20 protein-coding genes are annotated in these 20,302 nt (G+C 62.0%); 10 read left to right on the forward strand and 10 right to left on the reverse strand.

Annotated features, from left to right (window positions below):
• Positions 1–9 precede the first annotated feature (9 nt).
• The 3 genes from eccE to eccD are packed head-to-tail and all read right to left on the reverse strand — an operon-like array spanning position 10 to position 5,052.
• Positions 10–2,160, reverse strand: a complete 2,151-nt coding sequence (gene eccE, locus AOT87_RS11750; protein WP_237085119.1) for a type VII secretion protein EccE — start codon at positions 2,158–2,160, stop codon at positions 10–12.
• Positions 2,157–3,581: a type VII secretion-associated serine protease mycosin gene (gene mycP, locus AOT87_RS11755; RefSeq protein ID WP_074322505.1), complete on the reverse strand. Its 1,425-nt coding sequence runs from the start codon at positions 3,579–3,581 to the stop codon at positions 2,157–2,159. Before mycP ends, eccE begins: the two co-directional genes overlap by 4 nt.
• Positions 3,565–5,052 carry a type VII secretion integral membrane protein EccD gene (gene eccD / locus AOT87_RS11760; RefSeq protein WP_052538215.1) on the reverse strand — a complete coding sequence of 496 codons (1,488 nt, stop codon included), beginning with the start codon at positions 5,050–5,052 and terminating at the stop codon, positions 3,565–3,567. The genes mycP and eccD overlap by 17 nt, the downstream gene beginning before the upstream one ends.
• On the opposite strand from eccD, the gene AOT87_RS11765 reads away from it, so the two are divergent.
• Positions 5,012–5,929 carry a hypothetical protein gene (locus AOT87_RS11765; RefSeq protein WP_237085120.1) on the forward strand — a complete coding sequence of 306 codons (918 nt, stop codon included), beginning with the start codon at positions 5,012–5,014 and terminating at the stop codon, positions 5,927–5,929. The genes eccD and AOT87_RS11765 overlap by 41 nt on opposite strands.
• 74 nt (positions 5,930–6,003) lie before the next feature.
• On the opposite strand, the gene AOT87_RS11770 is transcribed toward AOT87_RS11765, so the two are convergent.
• Entirely contained in the window at positions 6,004–6,618 is a 615-nt protein-coding gene (locus AOT87_RS11770; protein ID WP_228539371.1) for a metallophosphoesterase, read from the reverse strand.
• A 121-nt stretch (positions 6,619–6,739) separates the two neighbouring features.
• Between AOT87_RS11770 and AOT87_RS29055 the strand changes: the two genes are divergently transcribed.
• Positions 6,740–6,916 carry a hypothetical protein gene (locus AOT87_RS29055; protein WP_164498144.1) on the forward strand — a complete coding sequence of 59 codons (177 nt, stop codon included), beginning with the start codon at positions 6,740–6,742 and terminating at the stop codon, positions 6,914–6,916.
• A 367-nt stretch (positions 6,917–7,283) separates the two neighbouring features.
• On the opposite strand, the gene AOT87_RS11775 is transcribed toward AOT87_RS29055, so the two are convergent.
• The 6 genes from AOT87_RS11775 to AOT87_RS11805 all read right to left on the reverse strand — a co-directional run bounded on the left by AOT87_RS11775 (position 7,284) and on the right by AOT87_RS11805 (position 12,227).
• Positions 7,284–7,778, reverse strand: coding sequence for a hypothetical protein (locus AOT87_RS11775; RefSeq protein WP_211171322.1), 495 nt, complete (start codon positions 7,776–7,778; stop codon positions 7,284–7,286).
• Positions 7,779–8,194: 416 nt separating this feature from the next.
• The gene (locus AOT87_RS11780; RefSeq protein ID WP_240483292.1) at positions 8,195–9,937 is read right to left on the reverse strand and encodes a hypothetical protein; all 1,743 of its coding nucleotides are present in this window, start codon (positions 9,935–9,937) and stop codon (positions 8,195–8,197) included.
• A gap of 28 nt (positions 9,938–9,965) precedes the next feature.
• Positions 9,966–10,727: a hypothetical protein gene (locus AOT87_RS11785; protein WP_057970066.1), complete on the reverse strand. Its 762-nt coding sequence runs from the start codon at positions 10,725–10,727 to the stop codon at positions 9,966–9,968.
• Positions 10,720–11,088, reverse strand: coding sequence for a hypothetical protein (locus tag AOT87_RS11790; protein WP_057970065.1), 369 nt, complete (start codon positions 11,086–11,088; stop codon positions 10,720–10,722). Before AOT87_RS11790 ends, AOT87_RS11785 begins: the two co-directional genes overlap by 8 nt.
• 124 nt (positions 11,089–11,212) lie before the next feature.
• Positions 11,213–11,737 (reverse strand): hypothetical protein, encoded by a 525-nt coding sequence (locus AOT87_RS11795; RefSeq protein WP_057970064.1) that lies wholly within the window; start codon positions 11,735–11,737, stop codon positions 11,213–11,215.
• Positions 11,738–11,924: 187 nt separating this feature from the next.
• Positions 11,925–12,227 (reverse strand): hypothetical protein, encoded by a 303-nt coding sequence (locus tag AOT87_RS11805; protein ID WP_057970063.1) that lies wholly within the window; start codon positions 12,225–12,227, stop codon positions 11,925–11,927.
• A 384-nt stretch (positions 12,228–12,611) separates the two neighbouring features.
• Here AOT87_RS11805 and AOT87_RS11810 point away from each other — a divergent pair, with 384 nt between their 5' ends.
• From AOT87_RS11810 to AOT87_RS11845, 8 genes are all read left to right on the forward strand, one after another.
• Entirely contained in the window at positions 12,612–13,004 is a 393-nt protein-coding gene (locus tag AOT87_RS11810) for a hypothetical protein (protein ID WP_005100166.1), read from the forward strand.
• A complete protein-coding gene (locus AOT87_RS27805) occupies positions 13,004–13,621 on the forward strand; it encodes a DUF3558 domain-containing protein (RefSeq protein WP_075356767.1) in 618 nt (205 codons plus the stop codon). The genes AOT87_RS11810 and AOT87_RS27805 overlap by 1 nt, the downstream gene beginning before the upstream one ends.
• Before the next feature lie 15 nt (positions 13,622–13,636).
• Positions 13,637–14,866 carry a hypothetical protein gene (locus AOT87_RS11820; RefSeq protein WP_057970062.1) on the forward strand — a complete coding sequence of 410 codons (1,230 nt, stop codon included), beginning with the start codon at positions 13,637–13,639 and terminating at the stop codon, positions 14,864–14,866.
• Positions 14,867–14,894: 28 nt separating this feature from the next.
• Positions 14,895–15,218, forward strand: a complete 324-nt coding sequence (locus tag AOT87_RS11825) for a type VII secretion target (RefSeq protein ID WP_057970061.1) — start codon at positions 14,895–14,897, stop codon at positions 15,216–15,218.
• Between the two features lie 27 nt (positions 15,219–15,245).
• Entirely contained in the window at positions 15,246–17,630 is a 2,385-nt protein-coding gene (locus tag AOT87_RS11830; protein ID WP_237085122.1) for a hypothetical protein, read from the forward strand.
• 3 nt (positions 17,631–17,633) lie between these two features.
• Complete coding sequence (locus tag AOT87_RS11835) at positions 17,634–18,383, forward strand: hypothetical protein (RefSeq protein ID WP_052538852.1); 750 nt, start codon at positions 17,634–17,636, stop codon at positions 18,381–18,383.
• A 247-nt stretch (positions 18,384–18,630) separates the two neighbouring features.
• The gene (locus tag AOT87_RS11840; protein WP_079522305.1) at positions 18,631–19,170 is read left to right on the forward strand and encodes a hypothetical protein; all 540 of its coding nucleotides are present in this window, start codon (positions 18,631–18,633) and stop codon (positions 19,168–19,170) included.
• An 87-nt stretch (positions 19,171–19,257) separates the two neighbouring features.
• Positions 19,258–19,737: a hypothetical protein gene (locus tag AOT87_RS11845; RefSeq protein WP_052538854.1), complete on the forward strand. Its 480-nt coding sequence runs from the start codon at positions 19,258–19,260 to the stop codon at positions 19,735–19,737.
• Positions 19,738–20,302: the final 565 nt, after the last annotated feature.

Here is a 20,302-nt window from a genome sequence, read left to right on the forward strand (position 1 = left end):
CGCGCACATCTAGCCATCGCTCTTGCCATCTATGCGATGGTGTCGGCCGCGGACCTGACGCTCCTGTGCTCGTCCGGATATTGCCCCCTTCCACCCCGCGCCGCTGCGCTCGGCTGCTGGCGCCGAGGGTTGCGCGGTGTCCGAGCGCGCCCCCGAGGTTGGCGGAGGCGGTGCTGCTGCAGCAGGCAGGGACGGCGGTACCGCCCGCGTACCCGTCTCTGGGTGCGGGGGCTTCACAGGCGATCTCAGCGGCGGAAGGGACGGCGGCGAGGCCGCCGGCGCAACCGGGCGGGGCGGTCCTACAACGGGCCGCGGTGGCGGCTGCCGCCGCGGGTTCTGCGCGATGCTGCGAGGTTCAGGAGGCGGTACTTGCCCGGGCACTACCTGACCCGGGGTTGGCACTACCGGAATTGGTGCGTTGCCGGTTCGAGCTGGCCGGGGCTTCGGTGCCTCAGGTAGTTTCACCACTTCGCCCAGTAGCAAGTCGATCCGCTCCCGCGGAGCAGCTGTGCCAGCCACGTCGACGTCGCCGAGCAGTGTTCGGCGCTCCATCGGAGTCAGCTCCCAAGGAACGGTGACGCTCTGTTCGTCAACAGACACCACGATTTCCGAGCGGCCATCAACCGTCTCCACCGAAATGCTGTTGGTGGCGCCGCTGCCGACGGCACCTTCGGTCACCAGCAGAACAGCTTTTCCAGCGGTCAGCTTCCGGTGGCGCTCCCACCACTGCGGTGTGCACACCACCACATCGGCGGGAATGGTTTCGACGGTCCTCAGCGTCAACGCCGGAGAATCACGGTGTGCAACCAGGTGTTGCCAGCGTGGCTCATCGATCATCACCGCTATCCGCTGATCCTGGGTCGACAGCCGGGCCACCATCTGCATCGCGAACAGAGGCGGCCCGGCCAGCCACAGCGGCTCATCAGCCGGTGAGACCGCCACAAATACACGCGTCTTGTCTGCTTGCGAGCCCACGAACAGGCCGGCGCCACCTGCTGGAATCCCAAACCCGAGCTGGCGCTGGTCATCGATGATCGCCCCAGCTGATCTCAGCGGAAGGTGACTGGCCACAGGCAGAGCACGACTGAGTCCAGCGACCTGCTGCCCGCCAGCGGTTCGCAGTCCGTAGCTCTCGGCTTTGGCCAACGCGTCCCCGCCGCGCACCAAATAGGTGACCAGTGGTTGGGCCAGTGCCCGGCCGTCTCCCTGCGGGGTGAGGGTGAGTGTCGTGTACTGGCGGTGTGCCTGCAGATGGTTCCAGCTTCCTGCGGACTCGGCGTTCCAGTGTCCACGCGCCGGCACGTAAGTGCGCGTGTGCACACCAGATGTTGCCCCGCAGGTGCGCCATTTCGGTACCGCCAATGCGCGGACCACCTGAGCCAGCACGGCGTCGTGAAAGTCCCGGATCTGCTGAGCACTCATGATCCGGCCGCCGAACCCTTGCTCGGCCAGGGCATTGCGTACCCGCGTCGCCGCGATAGTCAGGGCCTGACATAGACCGTGCGGCAGCGAGCCTCTGCGGGTTCGCGCGTACGCGGGCTCCAAGACGTCAGCCTCTAGATCGAGGGAAACCGCAACGACAGTTGACCCTCCAAGAGGTACCGACACCGGCCCGATGAGTGTGTCCAGAACACCAGAGGCAGTGTCGTTGGCCGCGAATTTGTAACCGGCACAGATCACATCGATGCGCGAAAGCCCGATGTCATACCTCCGCAGCTGACGGCGCAATACGTCCGCCGAGATCACCGGCGACCCACCGCCTCCGGTGGCGCCAATGCATGTCAGCTGCCATGGGCGCGGGGTGATCTCTACCAGAGCTGTCACCGTGTGTCCGTCGAAAACGACTCCAACCCCGTCGCGCGAGAAGAGCGCGGCTTGTTCTGGAAGCACATTTTTGTTACCACGCAACGTGATCCATTCACCGACAGTGCGTCCGTGCACTTTCCCACCGACGGCGGCGAATACCGCCGCCACTGAGGCCGCCGCCGCTCCCATACCCAAGCCAAACCCCGAAGCACCCAGCACACTCGCAGTAGAAAGTGCCGAAGCAACCAATGCACTGCGGGGTGTCAGCGAAATCAAGTCCCGCGCAGGGGCCGCATGCCGCATCAGACGCGGCTCAAGCGACGCTCTGGGCTCGCGATTCTTTCTGCGGCTCATAGCTTCTCCACTCCACGCCCGCTGCGAGCTATGGACACAACCAGCACGATGAACACCACGGCGGCAAAGACTGCCAACGCGATGTACCCGATGGTCTGCCCCAACGTGTCAGCCTCTTCGCCTGGAGCATCCGGAACGGCCGCGACGGGCGGTACCCCCTCAGCCACAGTGGGAATTGAGTCGTCGACGGGCGCGGTCAAGGCCTGCATCGGGTCGACAACACCCGCTCCGACCAGCGAGCTCATCGCTTGGGAGGGTTTGTGAGCGGTTCGCTTGATCCGCTCGATAACCTGGTGCGACGTCAGGTTGGGGTACCGCTCACGGATCAATGTGGCCAGACCGGATACATTCGCCGCGGCGAAACTCGTTCCAGCGATCGGCTCGATGCCGTCTTTGGTCTGCTGCGCGTTGATCAGCTCGCCGGTGAGTTTGGCCGGGTCGATGCTCACGACGTTGATCGCCGGGGCCGCGACACCGACCCAGGGCCCGGACATGCTCTTGATGTAGGGGTCGCCAGTGAGCGTGGTGCCCCCGACACTCAGAACGAACTGCTCGAACATCGATGGCAGAGAGATGGTGGTGACGCCGTTCCAGCCCCGGACGTCCTCGGGGTGGGCCGGGTTGGGATCAGGATTGGGCGTGCAGTCTCCACCGAGATTTCCTGCGGCAGTGACGATCACCGCGTTCTTGACCACCGCGGCGTAGTACAGCGCCCCAGCTAGAGCGCGCAATTCGACGGGCTTGCTCGTGGCCACACAGGCAGTCACGGAGATGTTGATGACACTGGCATTCAGCGTGGCCGCGTGCACGATCGACTCCGCCAGCGTGGCTACGGTAGACGCGGATTGAGCCTCGCGGGCGTTCCCAAGCTTCGCCGAGTCCACCTCGTAGGCCGCCGAGGTCTGGCGAATGGAAACGATCGTTGCATCCGGGGCCATCCCAACGAACCCATCCCCCGCTGCTGGCTGGGCTGCGATGATCCCTGCGATGAGTGTCCCGTGATGGTCGCAGTCGAAGAGTCCGTCACGTCCCTCGATGTAGTCACCGCCACCGAGCAGCCTGGGCAGGCGGTCGTTGCGGTTCACGCCTGTATCGATCACTGCGACGGTTTGTCCTTTACCCGTGGCGAATCCGTGCAGCTTCTTCACACCCCAGACAGTGTCGATGGGTATGGCGTCGAACTGAGATCCTTTGAGCTGACCAGAAGTTGCACACAACGACCGCTGAACCATGTCGAATTTGGGGCCAGGTGGGGCGTCAGGTGGCGCGATGTCGACCTGCGGATTGAAAACGTACGGGCTCAGCGCCCAGGCTGCTGGCGCGGGAGAACCTGCGATGAGCACCAATGCCGCGGCTACGGCAGCAGCGATTTTGCGGACAGCAGTGACGAAACTGGTTCGGATATCAGCGGTTACGTACACGGGGCCAGCCCTCCATGATGAACACAAGCAGCGGGAAGACGGTGATGACTGCGACCGTGGCGACGATTTCAAGGCGGCGCTTACTCAAAGGCGAGTGCATCGTTCTCGCCTGAATCGCCCAGATCGCCGACAGCAGAATGCCGATCACCAGTGGGCCAATGCCCGCGAGAAGAACAACGTTGTCAGCGCGACTTTCCGACAGCGCCCGCCCTGCCAAGTAGGCGGTCCAGGCCAGAGGTCCACAGATCGTCAGCGGTATCGAGGCAGCACGGATCACCAAACCCCGCCCGACAGCGACACTGGCCACAGCAGCAGTAGCAACCAGAACGAACATGTGCCACTCGTAGTTGCGGGTGTAATAGCCGCCCGCGAACGCAGAGAGCACCATCACCAGCGACGCGGCACACACCAATCCGACCAGCGCATTGAGCGTCTGGATAACGCGCACCTCTTGGTTGAGCATGGATTCGATCGCCGCAGCCGAGGTCGACCTGCGCGATACCTGCGCAACTGACTGCTCTTTGCGCTTGATCAGCGGCTCTCCGGTGGTCGGTATGTAGTTGACCTGCACACGTCCGACCAGGCGCGAAATCTGCGTGCACCACAGGATTACGCCCAGGCACAGGAACACCATCTGAGCGGCGACAGCCTGCGATGAGACGGGCAGCAGGACGTGCAAGAGGCCGATGAAAACCGCGCTGACCGAGACTGCGGTGACTCCCACGTGCAGACTTGGCGGCTTGTTGCCAGTTACCGACCACAAAACCACGGCCATGGTGGCGACTCCAGCTCCCACGGTTGTCAGGTGCCAGATTCCGAGTTCGCGGGGAACTCCGACCAGTGCGGCCGCAGCTGTAGATAGGTAGGCGCCGATGCACAACGCGCCGGCGACGTCGCCATAACTGGTTTTGGTCCGTGTCAGGACGGAAGCCAAGGTGGCGCACATGAGCGCCAGCGCGACCAGGGCGCCAAGCACTGCCCACCGTGCACCGGTGTCGCCAGAGAAGACCGCGGCGATGCCGACGCCGGCCACTGCTGAGACTGCGAACGGTAGGGCCACTGCGCCAAGCCGACGCGTGTCGGTGCGGTCAAGTACGGCGAACATCCGTTTGGATACTTCGGCGGTCCCGTCGGCCAGGTCATCACGGAGCACCGGATAGGACTCGGTGCGTGTTCGGTGGGTCAGGTAGAGGTCCTCGCCCGGTAGCACCCCTTTTTCATCGAGAGTGCTCTCAGGATCGAGTCGCTCGCGGGCGGGCCCGTATTCCAACGCCCATTCGACCCGTTCTGCGGCCAGATACTCCTTGGCCGGACCGTCCTCGAGCAGGCCGGACAGTTGCTTACGCAACGGTGGCAGCAGAGACACCACCGGGGTGTGCGCGTGGAGCTTCATCTCGAACGCAGAGTTGCGTGCGTGCACGTTCACCGCGATGTACGTGGTGTCGCTGAGCACCGACGTGGGGGATGTCATGCCGGGAGATGTACCTGATGCAGTTGCCGGTTGGCTGCCGCGGCGCGTACGAGTTAAAAACAACCACTACACCGCATTGTGCCTGCTCAGCGGGGTGTTTGGCGATACGGCAACGGATTTGCAACCTACGACACGAAAACCCCAGATTCCCTTTTTTCCCGTGCCATTGAATACTCTAGGGATGGCTAAAGGTGCACAGGGTTCTTCCACGGAAAAAGACGAGGCAGAAGGCTGGCGACGGCTGGGCGCGATGCTAGCCGAGGCACGCAAAGACCTCGGCTACTCGAGCCGGGAAGATTTCGCAGCCGTGGCGGGTGTTTCCACGCGCGTGTTGACCGACCTCGAAGGCGCTGTGCGTACCAACTTCTCCGCACGGATCATTTCAAGCGTTGAGTCCGGTGTCGGGTGGCCCGCTGGCACGATCGATCAAATAATCAGCGATCCGGATTTTGAGCCGCCCAGCCCCGCCGCTGTTAGCGGCGAGTTGGTCTATCGGCCACCGAACTTCAACCGTCAACCTGTAGAGGTCGAAGTTGGAGCAGTCGAAAGAAACATCAGCCTACTGACTGAAATATCGCGAGACCTGGAGAAAGACAAGAAGCCGGCAACCGTCCTAAATGCCTTGCAGCGACTCAGCGCTCAGGTGATCTCTCTGAGCTGGCCGTACATAATTCGCCTGGTCGAAGACAACTGCTTGCCTGGCCATGAACTTCACCCCGCTGTGCGGCCCATCTATGAGGTGTTCTTGGCGCGGCAAGCAGAATTCGCTCCCAATGAGACATCAGGCCTGTATGCACAGTGGCTGGCCGGAGACTCTCCGGACGTCCCTGAGACCGTCCGCCGCCGGTACATGGAGCGCTGGAACGAATCGCGGTAGAAGGACTCCCACGCGGCCACGGCATTGACGCCGGAAATGGCGCACCAACGAAAGCCCTTTAACAGCAGCAGTGTTCAGAACTGCAAGTCCACCATCGCTTGTCCGTGGACGTAGAACACCTCGGTGTCACCGTGTCGTGAGTGTTGCGGGTTGTCGTAGGTGTGCCCATGCAGAATCCAACGTGGACGGTGCCGGTCAACCCATTGCCTCAGGGCTAGTATCCCGGCGTGAGCTGCGTCCTGTGCATCATTGATACCCGCAGGCGGACAGTGTGTGATCACCAGGTCAGCCGCGGGGATTTCATCGATGGCCGAGGCGTATTCCGCCTGGGTGAACAGCACATCATCTCTATCCGACTTGTACCGCACACATCCCTGAACTGCCAGAACGGATACCTCACGCTGCCCCGGCAGCGCCAGCACACCGCGGCGAGCCGGGTGAGCACGATCGCCCACCAGATCCACGATTGCGTACTCGGACAGATAATCCTGCGTGCAATGGTTCCCGTAGACACCGGCGACGAACGGAGCCCCGGCGCGCGCCATGACCGCTGCGTGGACCGCCGAGAAGTCTCCAAGTGAAATGAGGGCGTCCGGCCGATGGCGTCTTACCAGCGTCGAAAGCTCATAGCGACCGTCACCATCTTCTGGCCAGTCGTGCGCAGAATCCGCAAGAACAAGTAACCGCATGGCGCCCACTGTCCGCGCTGCCAGGCAGCGACGCATTACCGGACACGTTGTACGACAACCTTTCTTCGTCGGTCGCGCCGCTTGACTGCCATACTCACCAACACTCCTACGGTGCGCGCTCATGAGCAGCACGGACCCGGCGGATGAAGGCCAAGACCGCTCCATGTATCCGGCGTGGGCACAGGACTACATGGCCAAAGAACGTGAGTGGCACCGCTTCTTGCGCGGCACCGGCGCCATGAACGCCGATAACTGGCAGGCGGAACATCACCCGGCCACTGACGAAGACTCGGTGTAGGCGAGCACCATTGGATCGGTAGGCGTCGCTAACAACGATATACTTGTTATATCTACGTTTGATGGTCAGCGATGGGAGGGCAAATGCCCGTGTACCGAGACGGTCGCGAGCTGGTATCCGTTGCGGAAATCGCAGCGGAACATGCACTCGCCGAGTCAACGGTTCGCACCATGAACGGGCAAGCCGCACAACGCCGCCGCGCTGGAATGCCACGCCCATGGGACCTACCGGCGCCAGCTGACCGTATAGGCAACAGCCCGCTTTTCGACAGGCAAGCGGTGAAGGCCGCGTTTGATCAGCGGCCGGGACGAGGCGCAGGTGGCGGACGCCCGCGGAAGATGCGCAGCGCGAAGCCAGCTCCGATTGATCAGTGAACGGTCTTCGTGCCGAACGTAGTCGGATCCGGGGAGGGCTCTGGATCACCATCGTCATCCCAGTCTCGGCAGTATGGGCACCAGGGACGCAGCCTGTGGTGAAGCCAATTGGAGTAGATCAGCGCGAAGATCCAAAGATCCGAGGGAACGCTCGACAAACTCGTGTGCTCACCATTGAGCAGTAGGTCCACAATAATTGGCCCCACGATTACGAGAGCAACCGTGACAGTTACGCTCTTCCAACTACCGTTGAAGTGCGCGAGCTTGAGCAGGCTGCGCTGAGTTTCGGCTCGCACCGGCCCGTCCAGAGGCACTTCCTTCATGCATCGAAGGCAGAGCCCGGGTCGCAACTGGTGCCATACTGATGCACCGAAAACGATCATCAACACCCATGTCATGATCTCGTTGGCGCCTTCTAAATACCCGAACCACAACGCAACACGCAGCAGAATCGCGATACCCAGTACGTACACCAGAGCGTGCGCCATCGCCGACAGTTTCGATGACCCTGACGGATCTCCGGACGGCGCAAATGGTGCCACTGTCCAACTTCCTCTCTGACCATCCGCCGACGCGTCAGCCGGCCGGTACTGGGCGATACTCCCCCGCTTCTGATCGAGTGGCTTCCTGAACCGCACGACACGCCGAGCCGTCTCCCAAGTGCGCATGCCTCGGCGCTTGGGGACATGACATTGCCTTTGTCCCTGTGCATTCCATCGCGGGAGCAGACACAGCCGCTGCTGTGACGCTAGTCTGTATCGCGGGTCTCCCCCTGGTCGGTCGGAGATAACAGCGGTGAGCGGCTCGGCTGCCCTTGCGGGAAACCGAGCCGCTCACCGTTTCTCAGAAGACCACCGACAAGAGGCAAGCGCTGAGTCCGCAGACTGCCCGCGGTCCGTCGCCGTTACCAGCCGCCAGAGGACCCTCCGCCGAAGTCACCACCTGAGCTGAAGCCGGAATCCCATCCGCCCGAAGACCCACCACCGGAGTCGTAGGAACTCGGAGGGGAGGAGTGTCCGGAAGACCCGAGCACCGATCCTGCGATGAAGCCTGTCGAAAAATCAGGTCCGGAAGACGAGACTGACTCGGTCCGTGATGGATAGCGTGATCCAGCCCGCCTCGCGGCTCTGTGCTTCTTGCGCTGTTTATCGGCTTCGGCAGTGGCCGCCCCCATGCGCACACTCAAAGCAGCCACTTCGGAAACAAGGGCGTCCAATTCAAGTTCGCCAGCCCCCAAACGACTCTGCAACTGTTGGACATCACCTGCTACAGCTGCAGCAGCGGCGACAGTGTCGGAAGCGGTAGCGCTCGTTACCCCTGCCACTGCGAATGAGTACCGCTCTTGTACATCTTGTGCCTTTTCGGCGATGCGCTGCAGTTCTTCATGGGCCTCTCGGCTGCGTTCTACCTGCTCGGCGACCTCAGTGCGTGTCGCCACCGAGACATCCAACGCCGCGTCGATCTCGTCACGCTGCGGGTTTACGCCACTGTCCATTGACCTTGTCAATGCTGTCAGCTTGTCGCGCATAGCGTTCAACGCCGCACGCTGCGAGATAGGCTCCACCGACAGAAAGGCAATGGAGTGCTCTTGCTCGCCCAATTGCCGCAGCTCCTCATCCAGGTCCTGCCGCTTCTTTTCCGGAGCGCAATCGGCGACACGCTTGTCCGCGGCTAGGGCTAGCGCGTTGGCCTCGCTATGTGTGCCGTTCAAACCGGATTCAATCCGTTCAAAGGTCCGGGCGCGGCCCAGTATCTCAGCTGTGGATTTCGGTATGGGCTCACCAGCCCATTGTGTGAATTCACCGCTGAGTTCACCTTGTCTGTCAGCGAGCTGATCAATGGCGTCCAGACTGACGCCGCCCTCTGCTTCGCTCCGTGTTGCCTCGATCTGTATGCGCACCGCTGCCAGGTCGCTGTGGAGGACCGCTGCTGCCGCATCGCTGCGCGCCTTGGCCAACCGCTCCAGTGCCTGCCGGCGCCTACGACGGGCTGCTCGCAAGCGCAGCAGTGCCTCGATCAGGAAACATGCGGCAGCGATGGCGCAAATCACCCAAAAGATGACCTCCACTGCGTGCATAAAAGCTGCTGAACCATCTCCTTGCGCACCAGGTTGGGGGTCTGCACCTGCGCGCGAAGTCAACAAGGACTGAATCGATGACAACGTCGCGGTCACAGCTTCGGTGTAGTCGCCTCGCCGCAAGTGTGTTCCCATACCTGCCCGGAGGCGGTCAACATCAGAGTCCAGCCGATGGAAGTTCGACCCGTACTCGACAGCGCTTGTATGGTCCAAGCCGAATTCAACCACCAGCACATTGGGTTTGGGTGTCTTACCGTCGGTAGCCAGCCACGCCGGGCATTCCGGATATGCCTGACGCCACCAAACCGCCGCCGAGTCGCCCGGGGTCGACTGGAAGGCGCGAACAAAGACGTCAGCGCCAGTTGTCTGGCTGAGTTGGGCAGCGCTACCAGCGACTTTTGACGTGTCCAGCACACGATCGTTCGTGAGGTCCAGAACCTGTTCCTGGCACTGGACAGGATCGGCTGACGCGGTGATTGAGCCAGGAGCCAGCACGGTTACCGCTGCTGTCGTCGCGGCCAGCAGCCGGATTCCGCGAGACCTACGGAAAGTGCAGCGTGTGAACATCATTGATTGCCTCGCTCGGTTGTGTAGATGATCATGCGGCTGCACCGGTGGCCGGCAACGTCGCGTCGCGCTCGGCCGGGAACTGTCCCGAATGGAAGTACTCGATGACTAAACGAGAGGTGTCCACGCCGAGCTCGCCTTCGAACAACTCTGTGGTGGTCGAGATCTTCCGCGTGCGAAGGAAAAGCACGCGCCCTCCGGAGATCACGACGCTGTATCGCCCCGCTTCGCGGGTCACCGAGTCGGTTCGCCTCAAAATGCTGTGCCGCCAGGTGATCCCGAGGCCGTCGCGTACTTCGAAAGGCATCGGCGGATGTAGCCAATCACTGTCGCGCAGGCCTGCGAAGAACTCAAGCGCGAGCTTGAGTGCGGGAGGTGAACTCGACTTACCATGGGCGATCGCGGACAACCGGGCCAGCGCCCCGGAAATACCTGCTGTTGCACTGTTAAGTTCCCGGTGAAGCTCAGCCAACTCCGAGACCGTGGGATTGTGTTCTGTGAGAGAGCCATCCATCTGGTTCTGAATCCAGAATTTGGTCATGTCATCGAAAGGTGCACCGAGCCTCGTTGCAAGCTTGATGAGCTGGTTGGTGTTCGGGTATGCCGGCGGCGATACGACATGAGCGCGGGCTACATCGAGTGCACCCGAACCTTCGAGCAAGTCCAAACATGCGGTTCGGCCCACTCGGACAGCCATTTCCAGCTCCGAGAGAGAGTCGGCGGCCAGACGCATCCGGGCCCGCCCCAGCTGATCTCGCGGATGCTCAAGATCCACGACATAGACGTCAAACATCGTGCTCCCCTAGTTGGTTTGTGGGTAAAGCCATTTGGCTCTTCTCATGCGCATTTACGTCATCGAATTCGAACCATGCCGTGAACCGTCGCGGAGGTATGACGAGGTATTCATCGTCTGCCTTCACCACCCAGTCGTGGTCTCTGGCTTCGAGGGGCCCATCGATACCCGGGATCTGGACCCACCTCAAGTCGGTGCTGGACAGCTCAGCTGGGACGCCATCGCGCACTGTGACCGGAACACCGACGTTGGCCAACGGACACAGACGAAGAATGTCGCCTTTAGTTGTGGTTCCGAGGACGATCTGTACGGCCTCGACCGAGAAGGTCCGAGTCCGGAAGTGCTTGATCGGTGTCGACATCAGCCGACCACACCGTTGACTGCGCGTGCGCTGTCATAACGACCGGTTCTCCAGGTTAAACCCCGCGGTTTGGTGGGCAAGTTTCGAACCGTTATGTCACTTTGCAGCGTGCTCGACGTGCGGCTCATTCGGGCGTTTTCGATTCACTCGTCGATGAAGGTTCGTCTCCAGATACCTTGTTCCGCTTGGTCTCAGCTCGGATGAAGGTTCCGCTTGGCCACACTATGTATTCGAAACCGTCCCTGCCGAAATTCTCACTCGTGCCTACGATGCGCAAGTTGCCATCGGAGTCCAGTTCATCGATTTCGCAGTCCCTATAGGTCACCGGCTCACCACGAGGGGACGGATAAACGATGGTCTCCGTTCTGAGCTCTGCAGTACTCGGCGGCGTGGCGGGCGCATCGCCCAAAGATGTTCTGCTGGAACGCACTGCGAGTTTCCAACGTCCCATCCAAGAGGTGCGTTGCCATTTCGCTTCGAGCAGGTGCCCGCCATCGGCTAGAAGGAATCCTTTGTCGTCCAGGACCCTGCATGCAGCGTTCTTGTTGGTAACGCGAAAGTCCAATGCCTCGGCAGCACCACCGTCAACTGGCTCGACCCACACATCACCAGACAATCGGTCCCAGTACGCGGTGTATTGCGCGGTCACGGTCGCTTTCCCTTCTTCAGAAGCTGCACAGCTCGCTCGGTTTCCCTCTGTTCAGCTCGGGCCTGTTTCAGCGCAGAGCGCGCCGCTGCTCGCTTCTGTTTGCGCGATACCCGCGGCAATCCGCTCCCCTGCGCTTCTACCTGCTCAAAGATCCGCATCATGCGTGCGAGGTCTGACTGACTACTGCTCATGCGCTGTCTCCGTTGTCGGCGGCAGCTTCGACCTCGTAGCCCAGCTGCAACAAGGCACCCTCGGGGTCTTTGGCGCTCACCACGACAGCCAGCGTCTCGAAATCCGTGATGGACCCGTTCTCGTCTGCGGCGTAGACGTAGACCGCCTTAGCCCCAGTGGCCACCGCGACACTGCTGAACTCGCCGCGGGCCAAAATCAGCCCCGGCTGCAGGTCGTAGTGCCGTTGCTCGCTTCCGATCACGCTGGTGCGCCGGTGCTCGGGGCGCTCCGTGGCGATTCGGCTGTCTGTCACCGTCATGTGCTCTCCTGTTCGTGCAGTTCAACCGAGTCAGCGCGTTCCCCAACGCACTGTCGGCGCCAAGATCGCCCTCAGACTGCGGCCACTTTGGTTTTGGGCCTCACCGCGATGCACGACACGCCGCAAAAGCGGCATTTGGAATGTTGACCGCGACGAAACTGCACGCCCGAGACCTCAGCCCGGGCCGCTGCGCTGACGCGTCGGTGAACAGCGCGGCACGGCTGGTACCGGTGCGCGGTCCAGCTCCGGCTACCCGAATCACCCCAGCTGACGACATAACGAACGATGGGGAGAAAAATCAAGAAACATGGAACCGAATCACGCCTGCCGGCGTCGTATCTGTTCAGAGGCAATTTTCGGCAACGAAACGCGAGGTGAAGCAGGGTGAGCGGTTACACGTTCCAGCTGCGCGACATGGATCCCCAGGCACGGGAGAAGGCTGCGGGTGCGGCTAAGAAGACGCTGCACATGAAGGATGGCGCCGGCGCTGAGCTCGCTGCACCGATGCTGAAGGCCCGCGACATCATTGACCAGGAGCTGCTGGCTCTGAGAAACCGGCAGGGACTCACGTTCGGCAATCTTCCCACCGGCGATGAGGTCAAGTCGCAGTACGACGCCCGCGCCGAGAAAGCAAAGGCGGGGCTGCAAAAGCTGAGTGACCAGTACCAGGAGTTCGCGGATCATTTCATCGCCACGGAGCTGTACTTCAAGAAGTCCGACGAGGAGATCGCCAAGATGTTCGACGCGGGTTACGCGGGGACGGCGATCTCGTACTGATGAACCTTCACAAGCTCACAGTGCTGCTAGCCGTCGGTGCTGCCGTGTTGGCAGCCTGCTCGACGACAACCTCTGGCTCGCCGTCTCGAGAGGCGAGCACGTCGGCTTCGGCGTCGGGGTCGGCTTCGTCACCAACAACGTCAGTTTCCATCCCGTACACCCTGACCGCCCCGCACCCGCCCCCAGGTGCGAAAAATAACGGGACGACCTTCGACCCATGCGTGGCCTACACCGCTGAGGAGATCCGATCGTGGGGCGTGGACCCCAGCAAGGTGGAGGACACCGCTACGCGGGGATTGGAGTATCGGGGATGTGTATGGACGGCCGATGGGTGGGCGATTGAGCAGGGCGTCATCAACAACCCCATCAGCGATTATCTGAACACCCCGGTCTACCCAGGTTCACGAGCAGAGAAGATCGGCGGGCTCGACGGTGTGGTGTATCAGTCGCCGGCGACCGGGGATTCGATGTGCACTGCGGCGCTGCCGTCGCAGCAGGCCACTGTCCACGTCATCGTGAGCATCTACAACGAGAAAAGGGGCCGCAAGGCTGCACCCGATCTGTGCGCGAAGGCCGTTGAGGTGGCCACATTCGTCGCGACGAAGCTTCCGAAATAATCGAGGGATTGAAAGATGGCTAACGATAACTGGCAGGGCCGCTCACACGGAGAGATCGTAAACTTGTTGAGCGCGTTGAAATCGGATGCGGCCCATGAGGAATCGAAACGTTGGGACAACACCAGTACGGCGGTGGCTGATTCGATCGATACCGCGATGGCTGCACGCACCAAGCTGCTCGATAACACGATCTGGGACGGCGAAGCTGCCAGTGCTGCGTACGACAGCGTGGACAAGTTCTACAAGGAGGCCGCCAGCCCCCAGACCGGTCTTGCGGCGGAGGCGGGCAAGATTAGCCAGGCCGCGCTGCAGGATGGCGAGACGTTGATCGCGGCGTCCCGCGTTGCGCAGAACTATCCCGAGCCTGGGCCGGGTGCTCCGACCAACCGGAAAAAGGAAGAGTTGGAGGCGATCCGGGCCGAGGCTCAGCGCATGTATACCGATCCGCTCAGCGCGGCCAACCGGCCCGAGATCACCGACGGAAACGGCCAGCAGCAGATGGGCCAGATTCCGCAAGGCGGCGGAGGCGGCAACGGTGGCGGCTCGGGTTCTGGTTCAGGTGGCGGTAGCGGTACCCAAACACCGCCGTCATCCTCGGACGGTGTGGCTAGCAAGGACACCAAACCGCAGTTGGCAGGTGGTGAAGGTCAACAGGCCGGCGCGGGCCAGGGCCAGGGTCAAGGCAGTGGATCCGGCGGTGGCCAGGGAGCTGGCTCGGGTTCGGGCGGCAGCCAGGGAGCCGGTTCGGGCGGTTCGGGTACCGGGCTTGGTTCTGGCTCCGGTGGTTCCGGGTTGCCCATCGGCAGCACGACAGCGGCAGGCTTTTCTCCTTCGTCAACGACCGGTACAGGCGTCGGCGGGTCGGGCGCGGCTACTGGCGGCCCGGGCGGACTGAGTGCGCTGCGCGGCGGCGCGGCCTTGCCGGGCGGCGCCGCGCCGGGTGCCGGCGGTGGTGGCGTGAACCCCGCGAGCGTGGGTGCTGCCGGTGTTCGTGGCATGGGCCCCATGGGCATGATGGGCGCCGGCGCGCACGGCGGACACGGCAAGGGCGACGACGATGATGACCACGCAACGCCGAGTTATTTGATCAACGTCGACAACGGCAATGCCCTGTTCGGCGCGGAGATCAAGGCCTCCCCTGGCGTGATCGGTGACTGGACCGAGAACGAAGAAGCCGAGAAGAAAGCCCGTGAGGCTGAGATCCGCAGATATAAGTCCATGGGCTGGAACGTCAAGTTCGAATGATGGTTGCGGGAACTAGCAGGGGTTGGTTGTGAAGGTTGATCCGACGAATGTGCGTGCCGGTGCGGGCAAGGTTGATGGCGCGCACGCTGATGTGTCCAAGTTGCAGGCTCCGTTGTCGCTAAGCGCGGCTGCGGGGTTGAAGGGTTTCGCCACAGCCGGGGTGTTGCAGGCCGCTCATGATGGGGTGAAGTCTTCGCTGGAGGTTGTTTCCGGTCGTTATGACGTGATGGGGCAGCTGCTGCGGCGTTCGGCGGATATGTATGAACATCAGGACGACAAGAATCGGATTTCGTTGACGCAGTTGGCGGCTAATGGGTTGACGTCTTTGGGGGATTTGAACGGTGCCACATAGAAGTGGTTGTGATGCAGGGGGTTTGGTGTGAGTAGGCCAGGTAAGAGTGTGGTGTACAGCGCGAACGCGACTGCGCTGGGTGATTTGGCCGAGCCGACGCGCACGCTGGGGACACAGGTGCTGGATGCGGCGGGCAAGGTGCATGGCGCGATAGCGGATCTTGAATGGGAAGGCGAAGGCAAGGACGCCGCGGTGGGGCGCGCCGATCGTGAACTGGCCCAAGACAAGCAAGTGGTCGGTGGCTACAACGCGCTGGCCGATGCCTATCAGAACGGGGCCGCGGTGATGGCGCCCATGATCTCTGATCTGACCAAGACCGGCCAGGGCTTAGAGGCCGATACGTTCGCGGTGGCCGAGGACTGGACCGTGACCGATATGTTCGACTATCGGGCGGGCAAGTTCGCGATGATGGCTTTCGGTGTGCCTGAGCCGGTGGCCACCGATCGGATGAACCAGCTGCAGGCCGAGCGCGGCAACGAGGCCCAAAACAACACGGCGAGTCTGCAACAGCGCGCCGATGCGCTCGGGCAGGCCGATCAGGACACCGCGAACGCGATCAGCACGGCCAAGGGTGACATCGATGCCGCTGCCCCACTGACGGCCGGTCTAAGCGGTGAGGAAGGCAAGAAAGATCTTCTCGACGCGATCGCCGTGAGTAAGTACACCGGTATGCCTGTGGATCCGGCGGCGTTGGCGAAACTTGTTGCAGCAGGCACATTGTCGCAGGCCGATTTGGATAAGTTGGCGCGCGGGGAGAAGGTGCAGATCCCGGCCGGGCAGATGGCGTATCTGTACCAGATGTCCCAGTCGCTCAACGGTATGAGCCCTGAGCAGATCAAAGAGCTGCAGCGGACGCTGCCCGCGGATGCGCAGGCAGCGCTGGCGCAGGGTTTGAAGATCGTGTCCAACCCGAATGTGGAGGTCGCGGGCGCCGATCAGATCAAGCCCTATGCCCAGGGCGCCACCGACGCGACCCGCGGCACGTTTGTGCCCGTCACCGGTTCGAAGGCCAACCTGCCCGCGCAGATTGCCGGGGAGCTCTCACGCACCGATCGGGTCACCACAACCGAGGGGCACAAGTTCAGTGACGGACTGAAAACACCTGACACCGTGACGCTTAAAGGTGTGGGAGCGATGCAGGACATCGCCGACATCCTGCGGCCGGGCGCCGAAGGGTATTCCAACGGCAGCGAGGCCACCCGCGGAATGTTGGCGGCGGTCTCTGAATATGCCAACGCCGATATCACCCAACGGGCAGCCGAAGCCGCGCAAACCGACCCGCTGCACTACAACCCGCCGCTGGTGTCCAGCGACGAGCACGGCAATCCCGGCGGCGGAACCCCCAAGCCCAACATCAACGGCGCCCTGGCCGATATCGTGCAGGTCGCCAGCGGCGACCACATCGGCATGCATGACCTGGCCACCGGCGCAGAAGGCAAGAAATTCCTGGACGGCATGCTGCAAGAGAACTGGGGCGATCACTCCGACAAGATCGGCAAGGCGTTCGGGTGGATGGACGATGACCCCGGCAATCGGATCAATTCTGAGACCGCCAACCGTGTCGGGCACTACCTCAGCGAGAACAAGGACACTCTGCAACACATGCCGGGCACCAACGGGCAGACATTCGGGTCCACCAACGCCGAATTGTCGCGCGCAGTAGCCGAAGGCATGTCACCATATTTCGCCGAGTTGGCCGGCGCCGACGGGCCGGCGGTGGGCGGTGTCGAGGCGTTCAAGAACCAGCGTGAGATGGCCAACATGTTCTCTGTGCTGGACCAAGACCACGTCTCGGGTATCACCGCCAACAACGCCGCCCTGGCCCAACAGCAAGGCCTACTGTTCGATGCCGCCAAGAACGGCGGCGATCACTACCAGAACGTCGAATACTCCGAACGCCTGCAAGCGGCGATGAACGCCGGCGCCCAAGACGCCCGCGACTATGACCGGGCCCACCAACAGTTCAACGCCCTACAAAACGACCTCACCAAGACCCCGCAACTAGATCTAAAGAAGATCGCCGAAACCGCCGTGCCATTCCTCAAACCCGCCGGGGAAGCAGCAGATTTCCTGGAAGGCCTAACCCCAAGCCCCGCACTGAAAACCGACCCCACCACCATCCAGGGCGACGACTACCTGACCCGCCAACTCGAAGGCGGCACCTTCAACAACGCCACCACCAAAAACATCACCACGCTACAAGGACTCATCGCCGCCAACCCTGCGATCGCCAACGATCCCGCACTGCAACAGTACTTCCCAGAAGGCCAACCCGATTTCAAGAAAATTGCGGACGACAGGGTTGGCTTCGATGCAGCCTTTAGTCAGGTCACCGAGAACCCGAGTTACGGTTACGACGGCACCACTTGGAACAGGAACGTCAATGAAGGCCATGAGATCAACTGGAGCTAGACCGTGAAGACAGGGCTGGCCCTTGCCTGCACCGCTGCCATTCTCGCCGCGTGTAATCCAACGCCGCCACCGGAGCCGAGCACAACTACCTCGACGAGTTCGCGGCCCACCGCTTCTGAGCTGAACCAGACCACCATGCGCTGGATCGACAATCGGGCAATCGACCTGATGTCCGCCGAAGGCACCTTCCTACGCGCGGCAGCTGAATCATTCCGCGTGGTCGGGTCTAGCCCACAGCTGGGCTATGCGGGCCTAGACGAGGGCTACCCCGGATTCCGTCACGCGTTCAACGCTTCGTTCCCCGCTAAGCATTTTGTCGGCAACGGCGACACCTGGGTGGGCACACGATTCTTCGAGGTGCAGGATGTGCGCCGGGATGACGATCGTTTCACCGTCCACTACTGCGACTACGGCTCCCTGGTCGCCAGCAAGGACTACGACGGCCAGTACAGCAGCGCGGGCAGCTCACCGACATGGGGAGCCTGGGTCATGACGTTCGGGCCAGATCCAAAACTTGCTAATGACCAACAGGTTTCACCGAAACCCCATCAGCGCGGCCCTGCCCGTAAACCTTCGGACAATGTATTCGGGACCTGGGTGATGTTCAAGCAGGACATCGCCAGTGCCGACAACCCGCAGTGCAACAAGCTCGCCCCCGACACTCCTACCGACTGGCCTCATCCTTACGTTCGGGCTGATCCGCCGCCGACGCTGCCGCCTGATCCCGGCTGGCCCGAGGCGGGGAGCGCATAGCCGTGGCCGATACCTCCGATCTTCACCCCACGGTCGTGCACGCCCTACGTACCGGAGATGTGGGCCCGGCACAGGATGCCGCCAGGCTCAACGCGCCGACCTCCCCTACCAGGCCTGCACGAACCGCCCGAACGGAATCGCCACGCGGGACAACGAAGCAACCCCCACCGACAGCCCTCGAAGAGGACGACTTTTACCAGAACTTCCGGAGCAACCCGCTGGGCCGACGATGAAGAGTCCGCAGGCAATGCTGCAGTTTCTGCGCAAGCGGCGCCAAGACGCCACCGAAAAGCTGGCAGGCAACGGGGATTTCGGCGTCGCGGTGTGCGAAGTGCTCGACGAACTGATACGCCGCACGCAGGTTATCGCCGACGAATACCCTGCGAGTTCAAAGATGAGCCTGCGCGACATTCTGGAAATGCCTGCGGTGGTCGGGGCCTTGCAGGCAATCTTGGAAACCGTCGCCGCACTCAGTGATGTGGCGTCCGAATGTGCTGACGCAACAGCGGCACGACGCGACCCCGTACTCAAATTCGTTGCCCGCGTCAAAGCTGAGGGCTTCGAGGTCGCGAACGACTGGACACTGACCGACACCCGCGATCATCCGCACACCCACACCGACGACCCTGCACTGCTTGTACAGCGTGAAGCCGAAAAGATCGCCCGCGCAGAACAAGCCGCCGCATACCACGAGCGCCTTCTGCGCATGGCCGCCGCATTCGAAGACACCACGATCGAATACACCCAGCGAGTCCGCAGCCTCATCGGCACGGTACTCGATGGATGACGAAACAATGGCCGTCCGCGGGTTGCCGGCAGACCCCGGTCACCCCGCGACGCCAGCGCCCCACGTCGAATTAACATGGACTGAATCATGATCAAGCCGCCGCCTCAACTCGATCCCATCCGCCTGGAACTGGCAGCCGGACTGTACGACTCGGTGGTGTGGCAACTTGAGGTGTACTGCGATGACACTCAGCGCTATTGCCTCGTAATACAAGACGCGGCAAGGCTGCAAGGCCTCGCCGACCTCATCGCCTGGCAAGCCGATAATTTTCGACGGCGTGCAACGATCATCCGGGCCACCAACCAGATGTACGCCAACTACTTCGCAGGCGAGGTCGCCGTCTGCGACGACGCCGCCGGATTCGAAGCGTCGATGCGTGTGCCACCTGCACCACCGATCCCAGATCGGTCCAGCACCATTGATTTCACGCTGCTCGCACCCGCACGCCAACTACTCGAAGAGGCGCACGGTGTGTTGTCCCGTGGTGGCCAGTCAGAACTCACCGAGTGGGCCGCCGAGCAGGCCCGCGCCTTCTACGCCTGGTGCCATCCGCCGGTCAACTTGTAGCGGACCGGACATTCGCACCTGAGCCGGGCGTGGCTGGCAGCCACCGCTTCGCCTCCATCACCGCGCCATCAACGGCCTTGTCGCCGACCAATCACATGATCCAGATCTTGGCGTGAATCTGTTCGTCGTGGTGTGTAACTTTCCCTGTTGACCTGCGGTTTCTGTCAACGTGGCGTGTACTTGTTGGCCTACCTGCGTGTTTGCGTTGATGCCTTGTAGGTGGGGGGTGCCTCGGAGACCCCCTCGGCGTGCACATGTACACACGCGTTCTGGCCGGCTTTGCCTCACGTAACGGGTAAAACAAATAATTAGCTAAACTAATTACATATATCTACCTGGGGTTTCTTTATAGACCTACCGTGTGGGCAATTTTATGAAGCCAGAGCCGCGCCGAGGCACCCCCCACTTACAAGGCATCTCCGTAAAACCGCTGGTAGGCCGAGAAGTGCACGCCTTGTTGACCATTTACGCAGGTCAACGCGGCGAGAAACCGTGCACACCGAAACGATCGCACCACGAAAAGGTGTGCACATCGCAGCGGCGGAAATGTGCAGCAGTGGCGAGC

This window comes from Mycobacteroides sp. H003, assembly GCF_001440135.1.
Classification (GTDB): domain Bacteria; phylum Actinomycetota; class Actinomycetes; order Mycobacteriales; family Mycobacteriaceae; genus Mycobacterium; species Mycobacterium gwanakae.

Coding starts and splice junctions, on each gene's coding strand:
- AOT87_RS11785 (WP_057970066.1), bottom strand. CDS start 10,727: ATGTTTGACGTCTATGTCGTGGATCTTGAGCATCCGCGAGATCAGCTG.
- eccE (WP_237085119.1), bottom strand. CDS start 2,160: ATGAGCCGCAGAAAGAATCGCGAGCCCAGAGCGTCGCTTGAGCCGCGT.
- AOT87_RS11805 (WP_057970063.1), bottom strand. CDS start 12,227: ATGACGGTGACAGACAGCCGAATCGCCACGGAGCGCCCCGAGCACCGG.
- AOT87_RS11840 (WP_079522305.1), top strand. CDS start 18,631: ATGCTGCAGTTTCTGCGCAAGCGGCGCCAAGACGCCACCGAAAAGCTG.
- AOT87_RS11780 (WP_240483292.1), bottom strand. CDS start 9,937: ATGATGTTCACACGCTGCACTTTCCGTAGGTCTCGCGGAATCCGGCTG.
- eccD (WP_052538215.1), bottom strand. CDS start 5,052: ATGACATCCCCCACGTCGGTGCTCAGCGACACCACGTACATCGCGGTG.
- AOT87_RS11770 (WP_228539371.1), bottom strand. CDS start 6,618: ATGCGGTTACTTGTTCTTGCGGATTCTGCGCACGACTGGCCAGAAGAT.
- AOT87_RS29055 (WP_164498144.1), top strand. CDS start 6,740: ATGAGCAGCACGGACCCGGCGGATGAAGGCCAAGACCGCTCCATGTAT.
- AOT87_RS27805 (WP_075356767.1), top strand. CDS start 13,004: ATGAACCTTCACAAGCTCACAGTGCTGCTAGCCGTCGGTGCTGCCGTG.
- AOT87_RS11775 (WP_211171322.1), bottom strand. CDS start 7,778: ATGGCGCACGCTCTGGTGTACGTACTGGGTATCGCGATTCTGCTGCGT.
- AOT87_RS11765 (WP_237085120.1), top strand. CDS start 5,012: ATGTACGTGGTGTCGCTGAGCACCGACGTGGGGGATGTCATGCCGGGA.
- AOT87_RS11790 (WP_057970065.1), bottom strand. CDS start 11,088: ATGTCGACACCGATCAAGCACTTCCGGACTCGGACCTTCTCGGTCGAG.
- AOT87_RS11820 (WP_057970062.1), top strand. CDS start 13,637: ATGGCTAACGATAACTGGCAGGGCCGCTCACACGGAGAGATCGTAAAC.
- AOT87_RS11845 (WP_052538854.1), top strand. CDS start 19,258: ATGATCAAGCCGCCGCCTCAACTCGATCCCATCCGCCTGGAACTGGCA.